The sequence below is a fragment of the Nostoc sp. ChiQUE02 genome (genome assembly GCF_034531305.2).
Lineage (GTDB): Bacteria > Cyanobacteriota > Cyanobacteriia > Cyanobacteriales > Nostocaceae > Nostoc.
This window is the reverse complement of sequence record NZ_JAVRBN020000009.1, coordinates 201,486-220,604: the sequence shown is the minus strand read 5'-3', so window position 1 is coordinate 220,604 and position 19,119 is coordinate 201,486. Positions and strand designations below refer to the sequence as shown.

The following is a 19,119-nucleotide window of genomic DNA, read 5'->3' as shown; positions in this document are numbered from 1 at the left end:
ACTTGAGTTAATTCAGTCTGGCGATCGCAGTAATGAGTGAGTTAAACTGCGTCTGATTAGGGAATGTAGCATCACATTATACTCAGGTAGTACTTGAAATTTTATGCCAGTAGCCATTCACGCCACAGAGAAAGCACTATTCAGGGTTTTTAGTAACGACTTCGCATTTTCCATACCGGCTTATCAGCGTCCTTATGCGTGGACAAAAGACCAAGCAAGTGACTTGTTAACTGATTTGTTATCTTTTTTAGGGGATGGTTCAGATGCTGTAACTGATGCCAACCCTTATTTTTTAGGAAGTATAGTTCTGATTAAGAGTGAAGATGCTTCTAAAGCAGATGTAGTGGATGGGCAACAGCGTTTGACAACGCTCACAATTCTTCTAGCTGTTTTACGGTGTTTATCCAGTCAAAACAATGCATCAAAAATTACAAAATATATTTATCAAGAAGGCGATGAGTTTGAAGGAACAGATGATTGTTATCGCCTCAAGCTACGAGAACGAGATGAAGATTTTTTCCGCCACTATATACAAGACGAGAATAAACTAGACGAACTTTTAAAGCTTGATACTTCACAATTAACAGATAGCCAAAGAAACATTCAAATTAATGCCCGTTATTTCCTTGATAGATTAAGTCAACTTTCTGAGCAAGAACGAAGTCATTTTATTCATTATTTAATGACGTGCTGTTTCTTAGTAGTTGTTTCCACACCGGATCTTGACTCAGCTTATCGCATATTTTCTATTCTCAATGCGCGTGGTCTAGACCTTTCGCTTAGTGATTTTCTTAAATCAGAGGTTATTGGAGCAATTGAGAAATCTCAACAGGATAAATATACAAGAATCTGGGAAACCGAAGAAGAAGATTTAGGTCGAGAGACGTTTCAAGAACTATTTGCTCATATCCGTATGATTGACCGTAAGGCAAAACCGAGTGAGACAGCCCTTAATGAGTTTCGCAAACATATATTGCCCAAGACAAACAAAGAACCACAAAAATTTATTAATGATTTACTAAAGCCCTATTCTGATGCTTTAGAAATTATCAAAAAAGCAAACTACTACAGCGATAAAGATACAAAAATTGTTAATTATTTCCTTCGATGGTTGAATCAAATAGACAACGTTGATTGGATTCCACCAGCAATTCTCTATTTTTCTAAAAATAGCCACGCTCCTGATAAATTAAAGCCTTTTTTTACTGAGCTGGAGAGATTAGCAGCAGGTTTAATGATTTTGCGGGCAGATATCAATGATCGTATACGACGATATGGAAAACTTCTTACCGCTATTGAAGGAGATATTGATCTCTACGCATTTGAGTCACCCTTACAACTAACTCCTGAAGAAATAAGTCGAATCATTAAAACACTTGATGGAGATTTATATCTAATCAAGAGAATTAGACAATATGTTCTTCTGCGCCTTGACTCTGCACTTTCACAAGGGGAAGCGACTTATGACTATCCAGTTATTACAGTTGAGCATGTTCTTCCTCAAAATCCAAGTAAAGGAAGTATATGGCTTGAATGGTTTCCGAATGATGAAGAGCGTATTCAGTATGTGCATCGCATAGGTAATTTAGCGTTGCTCTCTCGAAAGAAGAATGCTGAAGCGCAAAACTACGATTTTGATAAAAAGAAAAAGAAGTATTTTGTTAGCAATACAAGTATCGTGCCTTTTGTTCTGACAACCAAAGTTTTACAACAATCTGAATGGACTCCAGCAGTTATTGAGCAGCGACAAGAAGATTGTTTGCAAAGTCTGAGAAAAATATGGCGGCTGTAAGTGCGATCGCTAATGTTATAAATTAGGTTGACGCTACCAAACCCAATATCTTCGTTCTATAGCCCTGAGCCTGATCTGTGCTGCTCGTAATGCTTGTGCTGGCTTTAATTCTTCTTGTAGCATCTTTTTGTAAAATACCTTCATGAGTTTGGATGTTGCGCGATCGTCTATACCCCACAAACTCACCCCGACTCGCGGACTGCCTGCATACATAAACCCTCTAGTTAACCCTACTGAAGGTATGGAAGGCAAAGTTGCCGTCCTTTCAGAGCCAGGTGAAGGTAGCAATTTTCTTCTCACATTACCTGCTTTAGGAGCAAAAATATGACAGCACATATCCTTTTGGTGGAAGATGAAGTCAAACTGGCGCGATTTGTCGAATTAGAACTGAGTAGTGAAGGATACCAAGTAAGTGTAGCCCACGATGGCATTGCTGGTCTAACCTTGGCGCGAGACTCATCACCAGATTTAGCGATTCTAGATTGGATGCTCCCAGGCCTAACGGGTTTGGAAATTTGTCGCCGTTTACGAGCAACAGGCAGTACAGTACCAGTGATTTTGTTGACAGCAAAAGATGAAGTAAGCGATCGCGTTGCCGGATTAGATGCAGGAGCCGATGATTATGTAGTTAAACCCTTCAGCATTGAGGAACTACTAGCTAGAATTCGCGCTCATCTCCGCCGCACCCAAGAAACAGACGAAGATTTGTTGCAATTTGAAGATTTAACCTTAAATCGCCGTACCCGTGAAGTTTTTCGGGGAAAACGAAGCATTGAATTAACAGCAAAAGAGTTTGATTTATTAGAATATCTTTTTTCACATCCTCGTCAAGTGTTTACTAGAGACCAAATTTTAGAGAAAGTTTGGGGTTACGATTTTATGGGTGATTCTAATATTATTGAGGTTTATATTCGTTATTTGCGACTCAAGTTGGAAGAAAATAATGAAAAGCGTTTGATTCATACAGTCCGTGGTGTAGGCTATGCACTGCGGGAGTAATGGTAATGACTTGGTGATTTCGACAAAAAGCAATATATTAAAAACAAAAGAGGATCATGAATAAAAAATGGGCTGTTAAACGACTAACAGTAAATCTCACAACCGAGGAAATGAAGAAACTTGAACAATACTGTGCTTTGACAGGAAGACCAGCAACAGATGTAATTCGAGAATTGCTCCGATCTCTTGAGGTTGAGAATGCTGAAAACTCTGATAAAGAAACAGTAGACTCAACAAGAACTGTTGGCAGTTGGTCAAAATCACAGTAACTCTTCACCAGAATATAAGACTCATATTTGATTTTTGAAATATACGTAGTAGCGTGTCAAGGCTAAATTGTTGCAAAAAAATTTGTAGGTTGGGTTGAGGAACGAAACCCAACACTCCTATTAATGTTGGGTTTCGCGTTGCTCAACCCAACCTACATCTAATGCATCATTTTAGCTGTGCCAGGCCAGTAGGGTGCGTTAGCCAGAGGCATAACGCACCGTCCGAAGGCTTTGGTGCCGTACTCTCGCCGATAACACACCCTACAGATACTTCGATTTTTTCAGAAATCAAATCGGATTCCTATATCCCGCCAAATCTCAAAAATCTGCTACTATCACTTGCCGACAGATAGGACTAAAGGCGATGCTTCTCGGTTAAAAGGAAAAGGATAAGGGTTTTCAATTCATCCCTTACCTTTTTGTCTCGTTCCCAGTTTCCGACTGGGAATACATAATGGGAGGGTTGCCGCCTCTTGACTAAAAAGATTTCAATCAAAAGTAATTAGTGGGACTTAGTATCAAAGCTGGTACGTAGCAGGCGATCGTTAAGCATGGAACAAAGCACTCGCCCTGCGTCCCCTTCACCTTATAAAAGCAAAGCCTTTTTTCTTTGCCATGTCTTAACAACCGTATATTTTGGGCATCATAATTCCAAGCTGAATACATCAGCGAGCAGCCAGAAAACTTTTGGCAGCAAGTTTTTTATTTACAAATATAGTATCGACCAATGGCAAATAGTTTTATAGTTGATCTCTTTATTTCTCGATATAGTATCTACACTGGATTGATTTTGGGATGCCTACAGATTCAATTGGGAGTAATCTGTAGCCTAAGTATTTGGACATTATCAGAGGCGAAGTTACAAGCTGCCCAAGTACATCAGACCTGGAAATCACCTTCAGAATTGACCGAGCGAGTCACCAAAGTAAATCCTGAGCCAACACCTATTTTGATGGCGGCACCCGAAAACTTCAATCCTAATCTGCGATTACCGCCAGTGTTACCCGAACCACCGCAGAATTCTAGCCCACCAACAACTTCCACCGAACCAGGAACGCCGGATGCAGTTTTGGAAAGTATTCATACGGATTATCGCTATGACACAGACAACTTTGGCCAAACCAATTTTTTCCTCGAACCAACGGTTCAGTTTCGATTGAGTAATGGCAATAAAATATTTTTCAAGACAGGTTTTAACTTCTTTGAGCAACGCGGTGTTGAATCAGTAACTAATTTTCCCTTGCAAATTGGATGGCAAGGAAAAATTGGGCAAGTGACTCTACAAACAGCAGCCGGAGTCGATGTGTTCAATCGTTTACCCACAGCTATCAATCTCAATGCTAAGGTGGAAGCTCCCATTTCGCCGCCGCAAGTTTCGTCATCAGGTCGATTGCTATCGGTAGTAGTACTATCAGGTAATTTAGAACAAGGGCCTTATAAATCCAATGCCCGAACTTTAGACAATCAAATTACTGCTTGGCGATTTGGGCCTGATTTATACTGGCAGATTGACCGTGACACTAGCTTATTTTCGTCATTGCGTTTAGGTAGTTACAACGATGGTAATTCCGAGGTGCAGTCTTTTAGTAGGTTAGAGCGCAAGTTCGGACAATTTTCTTTGGCAGCTAACTTATTCACTTGGAGTTACGATCGCGATTTAGAACGCACAAGTGGCTATTTTTCTCCACCAGATTTCCTAGTTTACAACGGTGAGATAGCTTGGGAGGGAGATATTGCTAATTTCTTACGCTGTCGCCTTGCTGCCAACTTAGGACGGCAGCGGCTTAAAGGAGAATTTGACAACGCTAATACCTATCAAACGCGGTGTACGGTAAAGCTATCGCCCAATATAGAAGCAGACTTGGGCTATAGCTTTAGCAATGTCCGAAATCAAGAAACCGGGGGAAGTGCCTACAGTGGTAATTCCTTGACAGGACAGTTGCGGGTCAAATTTTAGGAGGCAGGGGGTAAGCCCTATAAATAATAATCTAAAATCCAAAATCGTTCGACTGAGCGTACCCCTGCGGGGAAGCAAGCTACGCGTAGCGTCTCAAAGAGAAGTCGAAGTCCAAAATCTAAAATCAAAAATGGGATAAGGCTGAAGAATGAAAGCACCATTACCTGATAACGAAACACAGCGAATCGAATCTCTTTTGCAGTATAAGATCCTCGATACTCGTTCGGAAGCTGCCTTTGACGACCTTACCCGTTTAGCCTCATATATTTGTGGAACTCCTATTGCCTTAATCAGTCTAATTGATACCAATCGCCAGTGGTTCAAGTCAAAAGTTGGTTTGGATGCCCTAGAAACACCCCGAAATGTGGCATTCTGCGCCCATGCTATTATGCAACCTGAAGTTTTTGTTGTGCCTGATGCCACTGAAGACGAAAGATTTGCGACAAACCCACTAGTAACCTCTGATCCAAATGTTCGGTTTTATGCTGGTGTACCACTGACTAACCCTGAAGGATATGCACTAGGAACACTTTGCGTAATTGACCATGTACCAAGAAACCTCTCTTCAGAACAAGTTGAAGCATTGCGAATTCTAGGTCGCCAGGTAATTAAGCAACTAGAAATGCGGCGCACTTTAGCAAGTTTGGTATTGGCAAGTGATACACGCAAACAGGCACAGAAGGGACGCAAACAATTTTTTAAAAGAGTAGCTGGAGGGTTTGGGTTAGCATCGGTAATTTTAGTTTTGATTGGCGTGATTTCTTATCAAAACACACGCATATTGATTGATACTAGTAATCAGGTACAAAAAACTCAAGAGAAAATCAATAAACTGGAAGAATTACTGTCCGAGATGAAGGATGCTGAGACTGGACAACGCGGTTATATCCTCACTGGACAAGAAAGTTATCTAGAACCTTATCAAGCAGTAGTTGGAAAGATCGATCAAAAAATTGTAGAGATAAGGGATTTAATCGCAAATCAACCTAACCAACAAAAACGGTTTGCAACCCTTGAACCTCTGATAGCTGCAAAACTTGACATACTCAAGCAGACTATAGACCTGCGTCAAAATCAGGGATTCGAGCCGGCGTTGCAGGTAATTCAGACAAATCAGGGAAAACATCTCATGGATGATATCCGCAAGATTATCAATGAGATAGAGAATGAGGATAAAAGGTTGCTTAAACAGCAGTCACAAGCGGCAAAAGCCAGTGCTAAAAACACGAGTTTGACACTTGCGATCGCTATTTGTCTAAGTTTTCTGATTCTGGCTATAGTCTACTACTTCATTGATCGTGAGGTAAGAGAGCGTAAATTGGCAGAGGAAACACTAAACACAGAACGCAACTTTATCTCAGCAGTTCTTGATACAGCCAGTGCTTTGGTAATAGTTCTTGACATACAAGGTCAAATCGTTCGCTTCAATCAAGCTTGTGAACAAACAACTGGTTACTCATTTGATGAGGTGAGAGGAAGGCATTTCTGGAACCTGTTTTTACTTCCGGAACAGGTAGAGCAAGTTAAAGCAGTTTTTGAGCAGTTGCGATCTGGTGAAGCGCCCAAAGAGTACGAAAACTATTGGGTAACTAAGGATGGCAGCCGACGGCTCATTGCCTGGACTAACACTACCTTACAAGACCATGAGGGCTATGTTGAATATATTGTTGCCACAGGTATCGACATCAGCGATGTCTCCGAGGAGCTTCGTTTACGCAAACGAACTGAACAACATTTGAAAGCAGAGTATACTACAACCCGTGTCTTAGCAGAGTCAACTACAATCAATGAGGCCATGCCTCAAATCCTGCAAGGAATTTGCGAAAGTTTGGGATGGGAGCTAAGTGAATTTTGGATAGTAGATCAGAAAGCAAATCTACTGAGCTTGCTAAATGCATGGTATAAAATATCCTTCGAGATGCAAGAATTTGACATTCTCAGTCGGCAAACCAGGTTTGCACCAGGAATTGGGCTGCCTGGTCGGGTCTGGGCTAGTGCTGAACCTGTTTGGATGGCTGATGTCGTTAAAGATCAGAATTTCATCCGTTCTCAAATTGCTGCCCAAGCAGAACTGCACGGAGCTTTCGGTTTTCCGATCCGTAGTGGTAAAAAAGTCATCGGTGTCATTACCTGCTTTAGCCATGAGATCCAGCAAGCTGATCCAGATTTGGCAACAGTCATGAATTCTATTGGTGAGCAAGTAGGGCAGTTTATCGAGCGCAAGCAGGCAGAAGAAGAACTCCAACGTCAAAACTTGCGATCGCAACTATTTACTGAAATCACCCTCAAGATTCGTCAGTCTTTGCAAATCAAAGAAATTCTTCAAATTACTGTTACCGAGGTGCAAAAAATTCTCCATAGCGATCGAGTTTTGATTTATCAGCCAAAGGTTGATGGATCTGGTGCCACCGTGGTTGAGGCGGTAGTTTCTGGCTGGCTGGCAATAAAAGAGAAAAAGCTAGTCGATGCTTACTTTCAAGCAGAATATATACAGCAGTACTATCTACAACAGTACCGTCAAAGACGGAATCTGGGGCTTGCTGACTTGGATCTAGTTGAAGCCCAAAAAAGCCATATCGAATTACTGCAACAATTTGGAGTCAAATCCAATTTGGTCATACCGATTCTTGTCAAAGAAGAACTCTGCGGTTTACTGATTGTCCATCAGTGCGGCAATTCCCGCCAATGGTCTAGCTTTGAAACTCATCTTTTACGGCAAATAGCTGACCAAGTAGGTATTGCTTTAGCCCAAGCCCAAATGTTAAATGCAGAAATTCAACAGCGACGAGAACTCGAAATTGCCCGTCACCAAGCTGAATTAGCTTCTAAAACCAAAAGTGCCTTTTTGGCCAATATGAGCCATGAAATTCGGACTCCGATGAATGCTGTGTTGGGGATGACAGGCTTAATGTTAGAAACTCCCCTAAACTCAGAGCAACGGGATTTTATCGAAACAATTCGCATTAGTGGAGATGCTCTCTTAAGCCTAATCAACGAAATTTTGGATCTGTCAAAACTTGAGGCTGGGGAAATGACACTAGAAACTCTAGACTTTGACTTATCTACCAGTGTGGAAGAGGTATTGGAATTATTAGCTCCCCCAGCCCATAATAAAGGATTAGAAATTGCCGCGTTAATCTATCCCAACGTCCCCACCCAGCTCCAAGGCGATGCTGGCCGCCTACGGCAAATTCTCATGAACCTGATCAGCAATGCGATCAAGTTCACCAGCAATGGAGAGGTAGTATTACGAGCAGAATTGCGATCGCAAAGCTCTACTACAGCCACCATCTATTTTGCCATCATAGATACTGGTCTTGGCATTACCCCTGAAAACCAATGCAAACTCTTTAGGCCATTTACTCAAGTAGATGCTTCCACTACCCGTAAATATGGTGGCACAGGTTTGGGATTAGCCATCTGCAAGCAACTGGTGAGCTTGATGGGAGGAGAAATTGGCGTAGAAAGTCGGTTGGGGAAAGGATCTAAGTTTTGGTTTGAAATAACTCTCGCCAAGCAACTTTACCCTATTTCCTCAGAAAGCGATCCCGAACTTCTGACTAATCGGCGCTTGTTAATAGTGGATGATAATGCCACTAATCGCAAAATCATCCACCATCAAGCTACCCGTTGGGGGATGCTGGTGGATCAGGCTGCTTCGGCTACTAGTGCCCTTAAAGCTATTCAGGAAGCCGCCAAACAAAAAAATCTTTATGACATAGCTGTGATTGACATGCAGATGCCAGAAATAGATGGCATGACTTTAGGAGAACAAATTAAGACAAATTTAGCGAGCGCTGGGCTACCTTTGATTATGCTTACCTCTACTAATCAACGAGATGAAATCCAACGAGCGCTAAAAATAGGATTTGCGGCTTATTTAGTTAAACCTGTGAAGCCATCCCGACTCCTCGATACCATCACGACTATCTTAGGAACCCAGTTTGAAGAAGAGACAAAAGTCATCGGGGAGAGTGGGAGAGTGGGAAATTGGGAGAGGCAAAGACGAGGAGACGCAAAAAATCTATCTAGTACATTCTCCGTGTCCCCACGTCAGAACGTCCCTGTGTCTTCTTACCCTAACTCCCCTAAACTTAGAATTCTTTTAGCTGAAGATAATCTGGTGAATCAAAAAGTTGCTTCAAGGCAACTCCAAAGCCTAGGTTATAGCGCTGATGTCGCTGGTAATGGGAAAGAAGTGTTGGAGCTATTAGAAAAAATTCCCTACGATTTAATTCTGATGGATTGCCAAATGCCAGTTCTCGACGGTTTAGAAACCACAAAAGAAATTCATCGTTGGCAAGAAAGCAGCTTTGCCAGTGGTCGTCGTCCTGTAGTAATTGCGATGACAGCTAATGCCATGAAAGAAGACCAACAAATGTGTCTAGATGCTGGAATGGATGACTATTTGAGCAAGCCAGTAATAAAAGAAAAATTGGCAGTGACCCTAAAGCGTTGGGGAAGCGTAATATTCAAGGCAAAAGAAACAGCTGCCACAGAGCAGACAGTTTCTACGACAGATATAGGCTCAGTTAACCTCCCAATTGATTGGGAACGCTTGCATCAACTCTCAGAAAACAACTCAGAGTTTGAATTGGAACTACTACAAATATTTGTTGAAGATACTCAACCTCGTCTAGAGGTAATTAAAATAGCGATCGCAACTTATGACTTTGAGCAACTAGCACACGAAGTCCATCAAATTAAAGGTGCTAGTGCCAATATGGGAGTTATAACCATGCATCTAGCAGCAGAAAAACTAGAACAACTAGCTCACAATCAAGAGCGTCGAGGTACTAGTAACTTAATCTTAGAGTTAGAAGAGTTTGTTAAACGTATCCAAGAATTTTTGAACTGTAAAGATAGTAACACCAAAACATGAAAATCTCATAATATTTATTAATAAATTAACAGTCCCGATTTTTTATGATTAAGTATGAAAAATCTCACTTACAGATATAACTTGTGAACAAATGGGAATAATAACTTTAATGTCCTAAAAGCAGGTTCGGTGAGTTAGCTGCATCTTAAGCTAAAAATTATTAGCCTAAATGTCAGTTAAATGCATTATCTATTATTCCCAATTCATACCCGAAAAGTGAGGTTTTACTGATGAGTCAGATGAGTAAAGACGATGTACGAGAAAGGCTTGGCAATATCGATCAAATCCGCGATATTATTCTCGGAACACAGCTAAGAGAGTACGAAAATCGATTTAGCAAGCTGGAGTCAGATATTTCTCTCCTGCAACAACAGATGCGATCGCACGTCGAGCAACTCAAGTCCAACTTTTCGGCTGAACTAAAGGCGGGGTTTGAAGCGCTGGATAAAAAGCTGAAATCACTCAATTTGGCAACTCAAGAAGAAACTCTTGACTTACGGCAACAGGTTGATAGACTCAATAAAAAGTTCTCTAGCAGTGTTCAGTCGCTTGATGAGACATTAGATAGTCAAACTAGCTCGATTCGAGATGAAATCTTTCAAACTAAAGTCCAATTACAAGATGATGTTACGGCATTACGCGATTTGATTTTAGAAGAAATAGATCGACGCTTCTCACAGTTGACAGACACTAAGGTTTCTAAGGACGACATGGCCGAAACTTTATTTGCCTTGGGAATGCGTCTGAAAGAAACTGAATTCATTCCTAAATTGCGAGAAGCAGTCGATGAACTCAGCGAGGACTATAGTGCTGTACCACTTCTAGAAACTACAAAGTTGTCAAAAGTGTTAACTCACTCCAACAGTACGGCAGAATTACATTCGTAATCAGATGAGGCAGATAAGAGAGCTAATGACTCCTAACTCCTAACTCAGCACTCAACACGGGCTAAAGCCCTGCTACTACTAACAGCGCTCTTAAAAGGATGACTCAGGTGGAAAATTCGATTTCTCAATCTGTTGAGTTAAAGCCAGAAAAAGCTGTGCAACTTGACAATTTGCTGCATTTGTTAATCGAACTCAAAATTATCGAATCACCTGAGCAATCTTTTTGTTTATTACCATCAAAAACTGATAATACTAATGAGTATATTATAGAAAAAAGTGAATTATCGCAACTTCCTCCAGTGGCATTAGAAGTATGTGAAGCTTATTTAGAATCGGATTTTAATTGTCCTCCACACATATCTAATTACTCACAAGCTACTCAGGAAGAATTAGAAGAATCTATTGAAATATTTGCAGAATTTGAGGACAAGTTAGATAACTCAGAGGATGCAGTGCAAAAACTACGGGAAATATTAGTCGGATATGAATTAGCAGAAATAAACAATATTACAGCTACACTCAAACAAAAGTTAACAAAAATAGAACATCAAATTTACGATCCTAAAGAGCTAATAAATCTACTACTACCGTGGATTTCTGAGCTTTTAAGGCTGACGATTGTGGAGTCGAGAGAGGAATTTATAGAGATAATTGCTCCTATTATTGATCAGACTATCCGCAGTCGTACTGAACAGGATAAAATTAGCATGAGTACAGCGATCGCACCTGCTGTTCCGCTGGCTATTTCCCAACAGATTATTACAGCTCCAGAAGAAGTTTCAGATGCGATCGCTCCTGCAATGGGACGAGCTATAAAAAAGCAAATTGAAATTGAACAGAATATTGTTGTGGATGCACTCTACCCAATTATTGGTAGTACCATAGCCAAATATATGGTAGAGACAATCCGTGCAATTAACCGACAAGTTGAAGATACCCTGAGCGTTGAAGGCATCAAACGTAAAATTCGTGCCAAGCTACAGGGAGTTTCGGAAGCAGAATTAATTCTTAAAGAAGCTTTACCATTTAAAATTCAAGCCATTTTCTTGATTCATAAAACATCTGGTTTAGTTATTTCAGATATTCAGCACTCTGATGTAGAGCAGCTAGAGGCTGAAATGGTAGCAGGAATGCTGACAGCAATTCGTAGCTTTGCCAATGATTGCATCAATCAATCTGGAAGCATAACAGAATTAGATGCAATTGAATATGGGACATCCAAAATAATTTTAGAAGTTGCAGGATATTGTTATTTAGCGATTGTTGTGCGAGGAGAGCCAAGCAAAAACTTTATTTTGAAAATGCGGCAAGTCTTCAGCACTATTGTTAAAAAATATGGTGATTTAATTGAAAAATTCGACGGCAATCCCGATTTAATACCTATTGAAGTTCATACACTTCTAGAAGAACTGAAAGGTACAGATATTCAGGAGAAAAAGAAAACAAAATTTTCACCGCTACTGATATTAGGTTTAACAGTTATCAGCACGATTTTCATTCCTTGCGGTATTTGGCAATACCATAGTGGAGTTATACGTTCCATTGAAAATCAAACTTCGCTGGCTCTAACTTCTGTTCCAGAACTAGCTGTATATCGGCTCACCGTGCAGGTAGAACGCAATAAATTAAAATTAACAGGAAGATTACCTAACCAACTTCTTCGCCAGAAAGCCGAGCAAATTGTCAAAATAACCTCTCCTAATTGGTTGATTGACAATCAAATTTTATTAGTAGAAGTACCAGCAGACCCTGTATTAGCTGCTGCTGAAGTCAAACGAGTCACAGCAGTTTTAAATCAGACTGACAATATAGCAATTTCTGCTCAATATATCGCTGGTAAAGTAGCTGTTGAAGGAACTGTCAACCGAATTGCAGATGCTCAGATTATTGCTAATGCATTTGAACAAATTCCAGGCGTAAAATCTGTGTCTAGCGCGGTGCGAGTACAACCCCCACAGATTGAAGTTCGATTTTACTTTCAACCCGACTCAGCAAGTTTAATGAAAGCAGATATAGCGTACAAGGTTCAACAGGTCAAGTTTTTCCTCAATCAGCACCCAAATAAGCATTTAAAAATCATTGGTTATGGTTATGACCGGACTGGCGTGAACAAATCTCAAAAATTGGCACTGGCGCGAGCAAAAGCTGTACAACAAGCACTGATTAAATTAGATGTCGAGCCATCTCGTCTACAGGCCATTGGTAGGACAAATTTACCACCAGGTATTGATGTAACTCACCCCTTGTGGTTAAGTCAGTGTGTCGCTCTAGAACCGGTAAACAAGCAATTTTAAGTTTATAGTAGCTATGATTTGGATAAAATATTCCCTACTTTTCCCCAGCTATGTCTACAATCTCTAAAAAAATATGCTTGTTTGGTGATTTTGGTGTAGGTAAAACTAGTCTAATTCGCCAATTTGTTGAGAGTAAATTTAGTGACGAATACCTTTCAACTGTAGGAGTAAAAATATCTCGAAAATTGATTGGTGTTTCAGAAAAAGACCTAATTAATGGACAAAATTTACAGTTAATCATTTGGGATATTGAAGGCAGTAATAAGTTTAAGGCAGTTGCTAAAAATTATTTTCAAGGTTCTAAAGGTGCTGTGATAGTTGGTGATGTGACACAACCAGAAACGCTCCATCATATCCAGGAGCATATTCAAACTTTTTTAGCTGTTAATCCTAAAAGCTATATTGTTGTTGCATTGAACAAATCAGATATGATTGCAGCCGAATATTTAGAAAACATCCGTCAGATGTATCAATTCACCGATCAAACTAATATATTAGACACATATATAACTTCAGCTAAAACTGGTAATAATGTTGATAAAATATTTCACACTTTAGCTACTCGTTTAATTTAGTAAAATGAACTCATTGTTGACAAAGCTATTATCTGTATGTGGTATTGAATATTTGATAATTGATGAAAACTTAAAGATTCTGGAGAAGTCTTTAGGACTAAATCATTTTGCCGACATTCCTAGTGAAGTTAAGCTAGGTCAGGATGTTCGGATTGTGTTTCCCGAATTAGAGGGACTTGAAGATATTTTTGATGCAATTCGGCAGGGGGAACAAGATAATTTTGAATTAAAAGGAATTAGGCGATCGCAAGATCCGTCTTCTGCTTTGTATATTGATATTCGTATTATTAATAATATCCAAGAAGACCATTCTAGCAATCGACTACTCATTGTTATCGAAGACGCGACAGAACGGATGGTTCTTGAGCAATCTTTGTTTCAAGGTGCAAATGAAGCAAATCTTTTGCTACGTAACTTAAAGGCTTCTAAACAATATATTGACCAAATTGTGACATCAATGGCAGATGCGTTGTTAGTGACAACGCTATCAGGCGAGATAAAAAAAGTCAATTACGCAGCACAAATTTTATTACAATATAATGAAATAGAACTTGTAGGTCAACCTATCACAAAAGTTATTAAAGAAGTCAATAACTATCCTCTGATAATTGGAAATATTGAAAGTATTTATATATCCCATAATCAAGACATAAGCCCTTTAGTAAAAGAAGTAGAAACCGTTTGCTATACCAAAAGTGGGAAAACAATTCCCGTAGCTTTTTCATCCTCAATAGTGAAGACAGAAATTGAGCATTTTCAAGGTTATGTTTACATTTTGCGAGACATGACTGAACGAAAGCAGGCAGAACTTGCTAAACAGGAATTCTTAGCGATGATTAGCCATGAGGTTCGAACTCCGATCGCATCGGTAACTGGTATGGCCAGTTTGTTGCTAAATACTGAATTGACTGCCGAACAGCAAGACTTTGTTGAAACTATTTACACCAGTGGAAATTCCTTACTCAAAATTATTAACGATTTTCTTGATTTCTCCAAAATACAATCAGGCAACTTGGAACTCGAAGAAGAGCCTTTTGCTTTGCGAAATTGCATTAATGAAGCTCTTTATATGCTTGCGCCCACAGCCAGAGAAAAAGGTTTAAAACTCATATTTTTAGATACTCCTCAACTTCCTACTACGATTGTGGGGGATATTACCAGACTGCGCCAAGTCTTGATTAATTTACTCAGTAATGCGATTAAATTTACCGAAACTGGAAGTATAGAAGTTTCAGTTATAAACCGCAAAAATAATGATATTAATCATTCTTCTGCTGCAAATACTGACGAAATTCACTTTAGTGTTAAAGATACAGGCATCGGAATTCCACGCGATCGCCTGGAGCGTTTATTTAAAGCCTTCAGCCAAGTTAACTCCTCCATTACTCGACAGTATGGCGGTACTGGGTTAGGTCTTGCCATCTGCAAGCAGCTATGCGAGTTAATGGGTGGTAGAATTTGGGTTGAAAGTGAGCTTAATGTAGGTAGCACATTTTACTTTACGATTGCCGCTTCTGTTATTCCAGAGGAGACAGAAGCTAGGAGTCAGGAGTTATTTTTATTATCATCGCGTAAGAGCATTCCCCTATCTTCTTCCTTGTCTCTTGACTCCCATAAATTAAGAATTCTTTTAACTGAGGATAATCTGGTAAATCAGAAAATAGCGTTGAAGCAACTCCAAAGCCTGGGGTACAGTGCTGATGTCGCTGGTAATGGAAAAGAAGCGTTGGAGCTATTAGAAAAAATTCCCTACGATTTGATTCTGATGGATTGCCAAATGCCAGTTATCGACGGTTTAGAAACCACAAAAGAAATTCATCGTTGGCAAGAAAGCAGCTTTGCCAGTGGTCGTCGTCCTGTAGTAATTGCGATGACAGCTAATGCCATGAAAGAAGACCAACAAATGTGTCTAGATGCTGGAATGGATGACTATTTGAGCAAGCCGGTGATGAAAGAAAATTTGGCGGCGACCCTAGAGCATTGGAAAAATGTGATATTCAGGGCAAAAGAAATAGCTGCCACAGAGCAGACAGTTTCTACAACAGATGTATGTTCAGTTGACCTCCCAATTGATTGGGAACGCTTGCATCAACTCTCAGAAAACAACCCAGAGTTTGAATTGGAACTACTACAAATATTTGTTGAAGATACTCAACCTCGTCTAGAGGTAATTAAAATAGCGATCGCAACTTATGACTTTGGGCAACTAGCGCACGAAGTCCATCAAATTAAAGGTGCTAGTGCCAATATGGGAGTTACAACCATGCATCTAGTAGCAGAAAAACTAGAACAACTAGCTCACAATCAAGAGCGTCGAGGTACTAGTAACTTAATCTTAGAGTTAGAAGACTTTGTTAAACGTATCCAAGAGTTTTTAATTAGGAGTCAAAAGTCAGAAGTTAAAAGTTAGTGTTATTTATCCCTTATCTCCCTACTTACCATTCCCTTTTTTACAGTAGTGCCTATCATCGGTATCGTTAATAATATTTACTAATAAATAAACAGTAACGATTATCTACTGTTGGTTCATAACTCAATTTGTCGGCAATGGCGGACATGATTTTTAAGCCACGCCCGCGCTCTTGAGCATTATCCTCAAATTCTGATGTTTGCCGCAATTGCTGCTCTAAGTCAAAGGGTTCGCCTTGAGACCAGATGCGAATTTCTATGTATTCATCTAACCGTACAGCTTCTATTTCAATAGGAGTTTCAATAGGTAAATTTTTGTGGGCATGTTCAACAATGTTAGTAAACCCTTCTATCATCAGTGTTTGACATTGCCACCAAATTTGTTTATCGGGAATAGGTGGTTGATTCATCTGCTCGAACCAAGATAATACTTGAGGCGAGGCTGTCAGGTCTGTGTTGACTTTTAAATAAACTTTATTTTTCACTTCTTAACCAATAAAATATTTTGAGACAATCATATTCTGTAATTAATTTATTTAATTTGAGTATTTTCACTATACATTCAAAACTAAATTGCATATAAGTTGAATTAAAGCAATTACTTACTTTACAATCTACTTAGTAAACTTTAATTTATGTTTAAAATTTTAGTTATTGATGATGACCCTATAGTGCGAACAGTACTGAAAAGAACACTCCAAAATCAGGGTTATGATACCAGTATCGCCAAAAATGGCGAAGAAGGAATTACACAAGCACAACTGCTACATCCTGCTCTAATTATCTGTGACTGGATGATGTCCCAGGTAGATGGGCTAGAAGTGTGTCGTCGAATTAGGGCAGATCCAGAGTTGGCGACTACTTTTTTTATTCTATTGACTGCTAGGGGAGCAGCTCGAGGAGAGGAGGAAGATAGAGTTAAGGGACTTGACGCTGGAGCAGATGAGTTTATCTCTAAACCAATAGAGATGAATGAATTGAAAGCACGGGTAAGAGCAGGGCTAAGGTTACACCAGCTAAATCAGGATTTACAAAGTCAAAAAGAAGCTTTAGAGACACTCAATCAGGATTTGCAAACTCAAAAGCAAATTTTGGAAGCAGAATTGGAACAGGCCGCTGATTATGTGCGATCGCTTCTACCCTCACCACTTGTAGGAGCAGTGACTACAGAAAATCTGTTTATTCCTTCAGCACAGCTAGGGGGTGATTGTTTTGATCATCATTGGATCGACGAGGATCATTTAGCAATTTATTTATTAGATGTATCAGGTCATGGGGTGGGTTCAGCGCTCCTATCTGTATCTGTGCTGAATGTTTTGCGATCGCAATCTCTACCGAACACTAACTTTTGTCAACCAAGTGAAGTCCTGAAAGCTCTCAATCACGCCTTCCAAATGACGAAGCACGGTGATAAATACTTCACAATCTGGTATGGAGTTTATCACCGCCTTAAACGTCAACTCATTTATGCTAACGCCGGACATCCACCAGCTTTACTGTTATCCAATACCTCTGCAACAAGCATCCAAGTTAAACAGCTAACTTCTTTAGATTTACCAATTGGCTTTTTACCTAAAGTCCAATTTGAGGATGCTGTTTTTGAGGTCGAAGAAAACAGCACTTTATACATCTTTAGCGATGGTGCTTATGAAATTAATCAGCCAGATGGTAAGATTTGGGGTATCGATGCTTTCATAGACTTACTAACCAAATATAGCCTGAAAGATACCTGTAACCTAAATCAACTATTAGCGAACATTCTCAGCTTAAATACTCAAGATAATCTTGATGATGACTTATCTTTGGTAAAAGTTAATTTTGGTTAGTAGAGTCAAATGCTCACATTCAAACTTTATCTGACCTAGCAGCTTACTGTATTGCTAATACTTGGCGATTAAATTCATCTTGGTCAGCGAAGGTTTGAAAAATTCTATCCATTTTAGTCAATTCAAATAACATCCTAACTTGGTCGCTGATAGAACAGACGAAAAGTTTACCATTAGCATTTCGCACCATTTGCATTGCTGATACTAAAGCGCCTAAACCTGAGCTATCGATAAATTTTACTTCTTTCATGTCAAGCAACAAAATATCGGCTCCATTTGCCAGAATACTGCTAACTTCACGACGCAGTTCATTACCTCTAATTCCATCTAAAATTCCAGATAATTCTAGTACACTTACACTCATATTCATGGTTTTATTGTCCTACTATTTGCTTGAAAACTATATATGATTATTTTGGCATTGGTCTAAGATAAACGGCAATAGCTATAGCTATGCTTTTGTTTTATAAATGCAACTTAATCGATTTTGCTGCTTGGTTATTATTTGCGATCGCAGCAAAAAAGCTAGCATCAACCCATTGCCTAGAAATTTCAAAAGCTTCAAAATAGCCATCTTTTTGACCTAATTCGCGTGCCCAAAATCGAGATAAGACAAGTATCGCATCGAGTTGCATAAATGCTTTATTTGCCTCTGATTCATAACAACCAATAGCCGCAACTTTTTCTTCAATTACAGAGGTAATATTTACAAAAAAGTTTGGTTCAAAACCACGCAAAAAAACAGGCGGTGCTGAATACCACAAAGGGATATTTTTGCGGGTAGCAACATTAGAAACTGCGATCGCACACACTTCATGATCTCTATGTCCATATTTTTCAGGTTGTGGTGCGTGAGTAATAATCAGATCCGGTTGCCAACGCCCAATAGCTTCTTCAGCAACTTTAATCACTGCTTGTGTAGAAAAATTGCACTCTTCAAGAGCATGAAACTCGTAAGTTGCACCGATGATTTTACCTGCTGCATCTGCTTCTTGATGACGTGTACCTTTAATAGGTGAACTGGAAAGACTGCCTTCAGTCAAAATTAAGCAACGAACGTTCCATCCTACTTTAGACATCAGACTGAGAGTGCCAGCAGCAGGTAAGACTTCATCATCAGCATGGGCATAAATTGTTAAGACAGTTCGCTGACTGAAGTTATTTGAATCTGAATAAGTATTCATAACTTTTTTCTTTCTAGATTGCATTTATTCAGAAATAGTCAAAAG

General features: G+C 39.6%; 14 protein-coding genes and 2 pseudogenes. 12 read left to right on the top strand and 4 right to left on the bottom strand.

What is annotated here, in order from left to right; translation table 11 throughout:
- Window positions 1-103: 103 nt before the first annotated feature.
- Window positions 104-1,792 carry a DUF262 domain-containing protein gene (locus RM347_RS12630; RefSeq protein WP_322722480.1) on the top strand — a complete coding sequence of 563 codons (1,689 nt, stop codon included), beginning with the start codon at window positions 104-106 and terminating at the stop codon, window positions 1,790-1,792.
- A gap of 33 nt (window positions 1,793-1,825) precedes the next feature.
- Here the strand turns inward: RM347_RS12630 and RM347_RS12625 are convergent, their stop codons facing one another.
- On the bottom strand, window positions 1,826-2,005 hold the full coding sequence (locus tag RM347_RS12625; RefSeq protein WP_322722511.1) for a CHAT domain-containing protein: 180 nt from the start codon (window positions 2,003-2,005) through the stop codon (window positions 1,826-1,828).
- On the opposite strand from RM347_RS12625, the gene RM347_RS12620 reads away from it, so the two are divergent.
- The 10 genes and pseudogenes from RM347_RS12620 to RM347_RS12575 all read left to right on the top strand — a co-directional run.
- Complete coding sequence (locus RM347_RS12620) at window positions 1,935-2,120, top strand: hypothetical protein (protein ID WP_322722513.1); 186 nt, start codon at window positions 1,935-1,937, stop codon at window positions 2,118-2,120. The two genes, RM347_RS12625 and RM347_RS12620, sit on opposite strands and share 71 nt — an antisense overlap.
- Window positions 2,117-2,791, top strand: coding sequence for a response regulator transcription factor (locus tag RM347_RS12615; RefSeq protein ID WP_322722479.1), 675 nt, complete (start codon window positions 2,117-2,119; stop codon window positions 2,789-2,791). Before RM347_RS12620 ends, RM347_RS12615 begins: the two co-directional genes overlap by 4 nt.
- Window positions 2,792-2,847: 56 nt before the next feature.
- Window positions 2,848-3,060, top strand: a complete 213-nt coding sequence (locus RM347_RS12610; protein WP_322722478.1) for a CopG family transcriptional regulator — start codon at window positions 2,848-2,850, stop codon at window positions 3,058-3,060.
- 727 nt (window positions 3,061-3,787) lie between these two features.
- Complete coding sequence (locus RM347_RS12605; RefSeq protein WP_322722476.1) at window positions 3,788-5,017, top strand: hypothetical protein; 1,230 nt, start codon at window positions 3,788-3,790, stop codon at window positions 5,015-5,017.
- A gap of 148 nt (window positions 5,018-5,165) precedes the next feature.
- Window positions 5,166-9,899 carry a response regulator gene (locus RM347_RS12600; RefSeq protein WP_428850548.1) on the top strand — a complete coding sequence of 1,578 codons (4,734 nt, stop codon included), beginning with the start codon at window positions 5,166-5,168 and terminating at the stop codon, window positions 9,897-9,899.
- 230 nt (window positions 9,900-10,129) lie between these two features.
- Window positions 10,130-10,786 (top strand): hypothetical protein, encoded by a 657-nt coding sequence (locus tag RM347_RS12595; RefSeq protein ID WP_322716887.1) that lies wholly within the window; start codon window positions 10,130-10,132, stop codon window positions 10,784-10,786.
- Window positions 10,787-10,884: 98 nt separating this feature from the next.
- On the top strand, window positions 10,885-13,080 hold the full coding sequence (locus RM347_RS12590) for an OmpA family protein (RefSeq protein ID WP_322716886.1): 2,196 nt from the start codon (window positions 10,885-10,887) through the stop codon (window positions 13,078-13,080).
- 50 nt (window positions 13,081-13,130) lie between these two features.
- Window positions 13,131-13,655 (top strand): Rab family GTPase, encoded by a 525-nt coding sequence (locus RM347_RS12585; protein WP_322716885.1) that lies wholly within the window; start codon window positions 13,131-13,133, stop codon window positions 13,653-13,655.
- A gap of 4 nt (window positions 13,656-13,659) precedes the next feature.
- Window positions 13,660-14,436 (top strand): annotated as a pseudogene (locus RM347_RS12580) (PAS domain-containing protein); the annotation flags it as partial.
- Window positions 14,437-14,448: 12 nt separating this feature from the next.
- Window positions 14,449-16,065, top strand: a pseudogene (locus RM347_RS12575) (ATP-binding protein); the annotation flags it as partial.
- A gap of 67 nt (window positions 16,066-16,132) precedes the next feature.
- Here RM347_RS12575 and RM347_RS12570 read toward each other — a convergent pair.
- On the bottom strand, window positions 16,133-16,549 hold the full coding sequence (locus tag RM347_RS12570; RefSeq protein ID WP_322716597.1) for an ATP-binding protein: 417 nt from the start codon (window positions 16,547-16,549) through the stop codon (window positions 16,133-16,135).
- Between the two features lie 150 nt (window positions 16,550-16,699).
- On the opposite strand from RM347_RS12570, the gene RM347_RS12565 reads away from it, so the two are divergent.
- Window positions 16,700-17,890: a SpoIIE family protein phosphatase gene (locus RM347_RS12565; RefSeq protein WP_322716596.1), complete on the top strand. Its 1,191-nt coding sequence runs from the start codon at window positions 16,700-16,702 to the stop codon at window positions 17,888-17,890.
- A gap of 43 nt (window positions 17,891-17,933) precedes the next feature.
- On the opposite strand, the gene RM347_RS12560 is transcribed toward RM347_RS12565, so the two are convergent.
- Both RM347_RS12560 and RM347_RS12555 read right to left on the bottom strand, forming a co-directional pair.
- A complete protein-coding gene (locus RM347_RS12560; protein WP_322716595.1) occupies window positions 17,934-18,260 on the bottom strand; it encodes an STAS domain-containing protein in 327 nt (108 codons plus the stop codon).
- A 94-nt stretch (window positions 18,261-18,354) separates the two neighbouring features.
- Window positions 18,355-19,074 (bottom strand): PIG-L deacetylase family protein, encoded by a 720-nt coding sequence (locus tag RM347_RS12555; protein WP_322716594.1) that lies wholly within the window; start codon window positions 19,072-19,074, stop codon window positions 18,355-18,357.
- Between the last annotated feature and the right edge of the window lie 45 nt (window positions 19,075-19,119).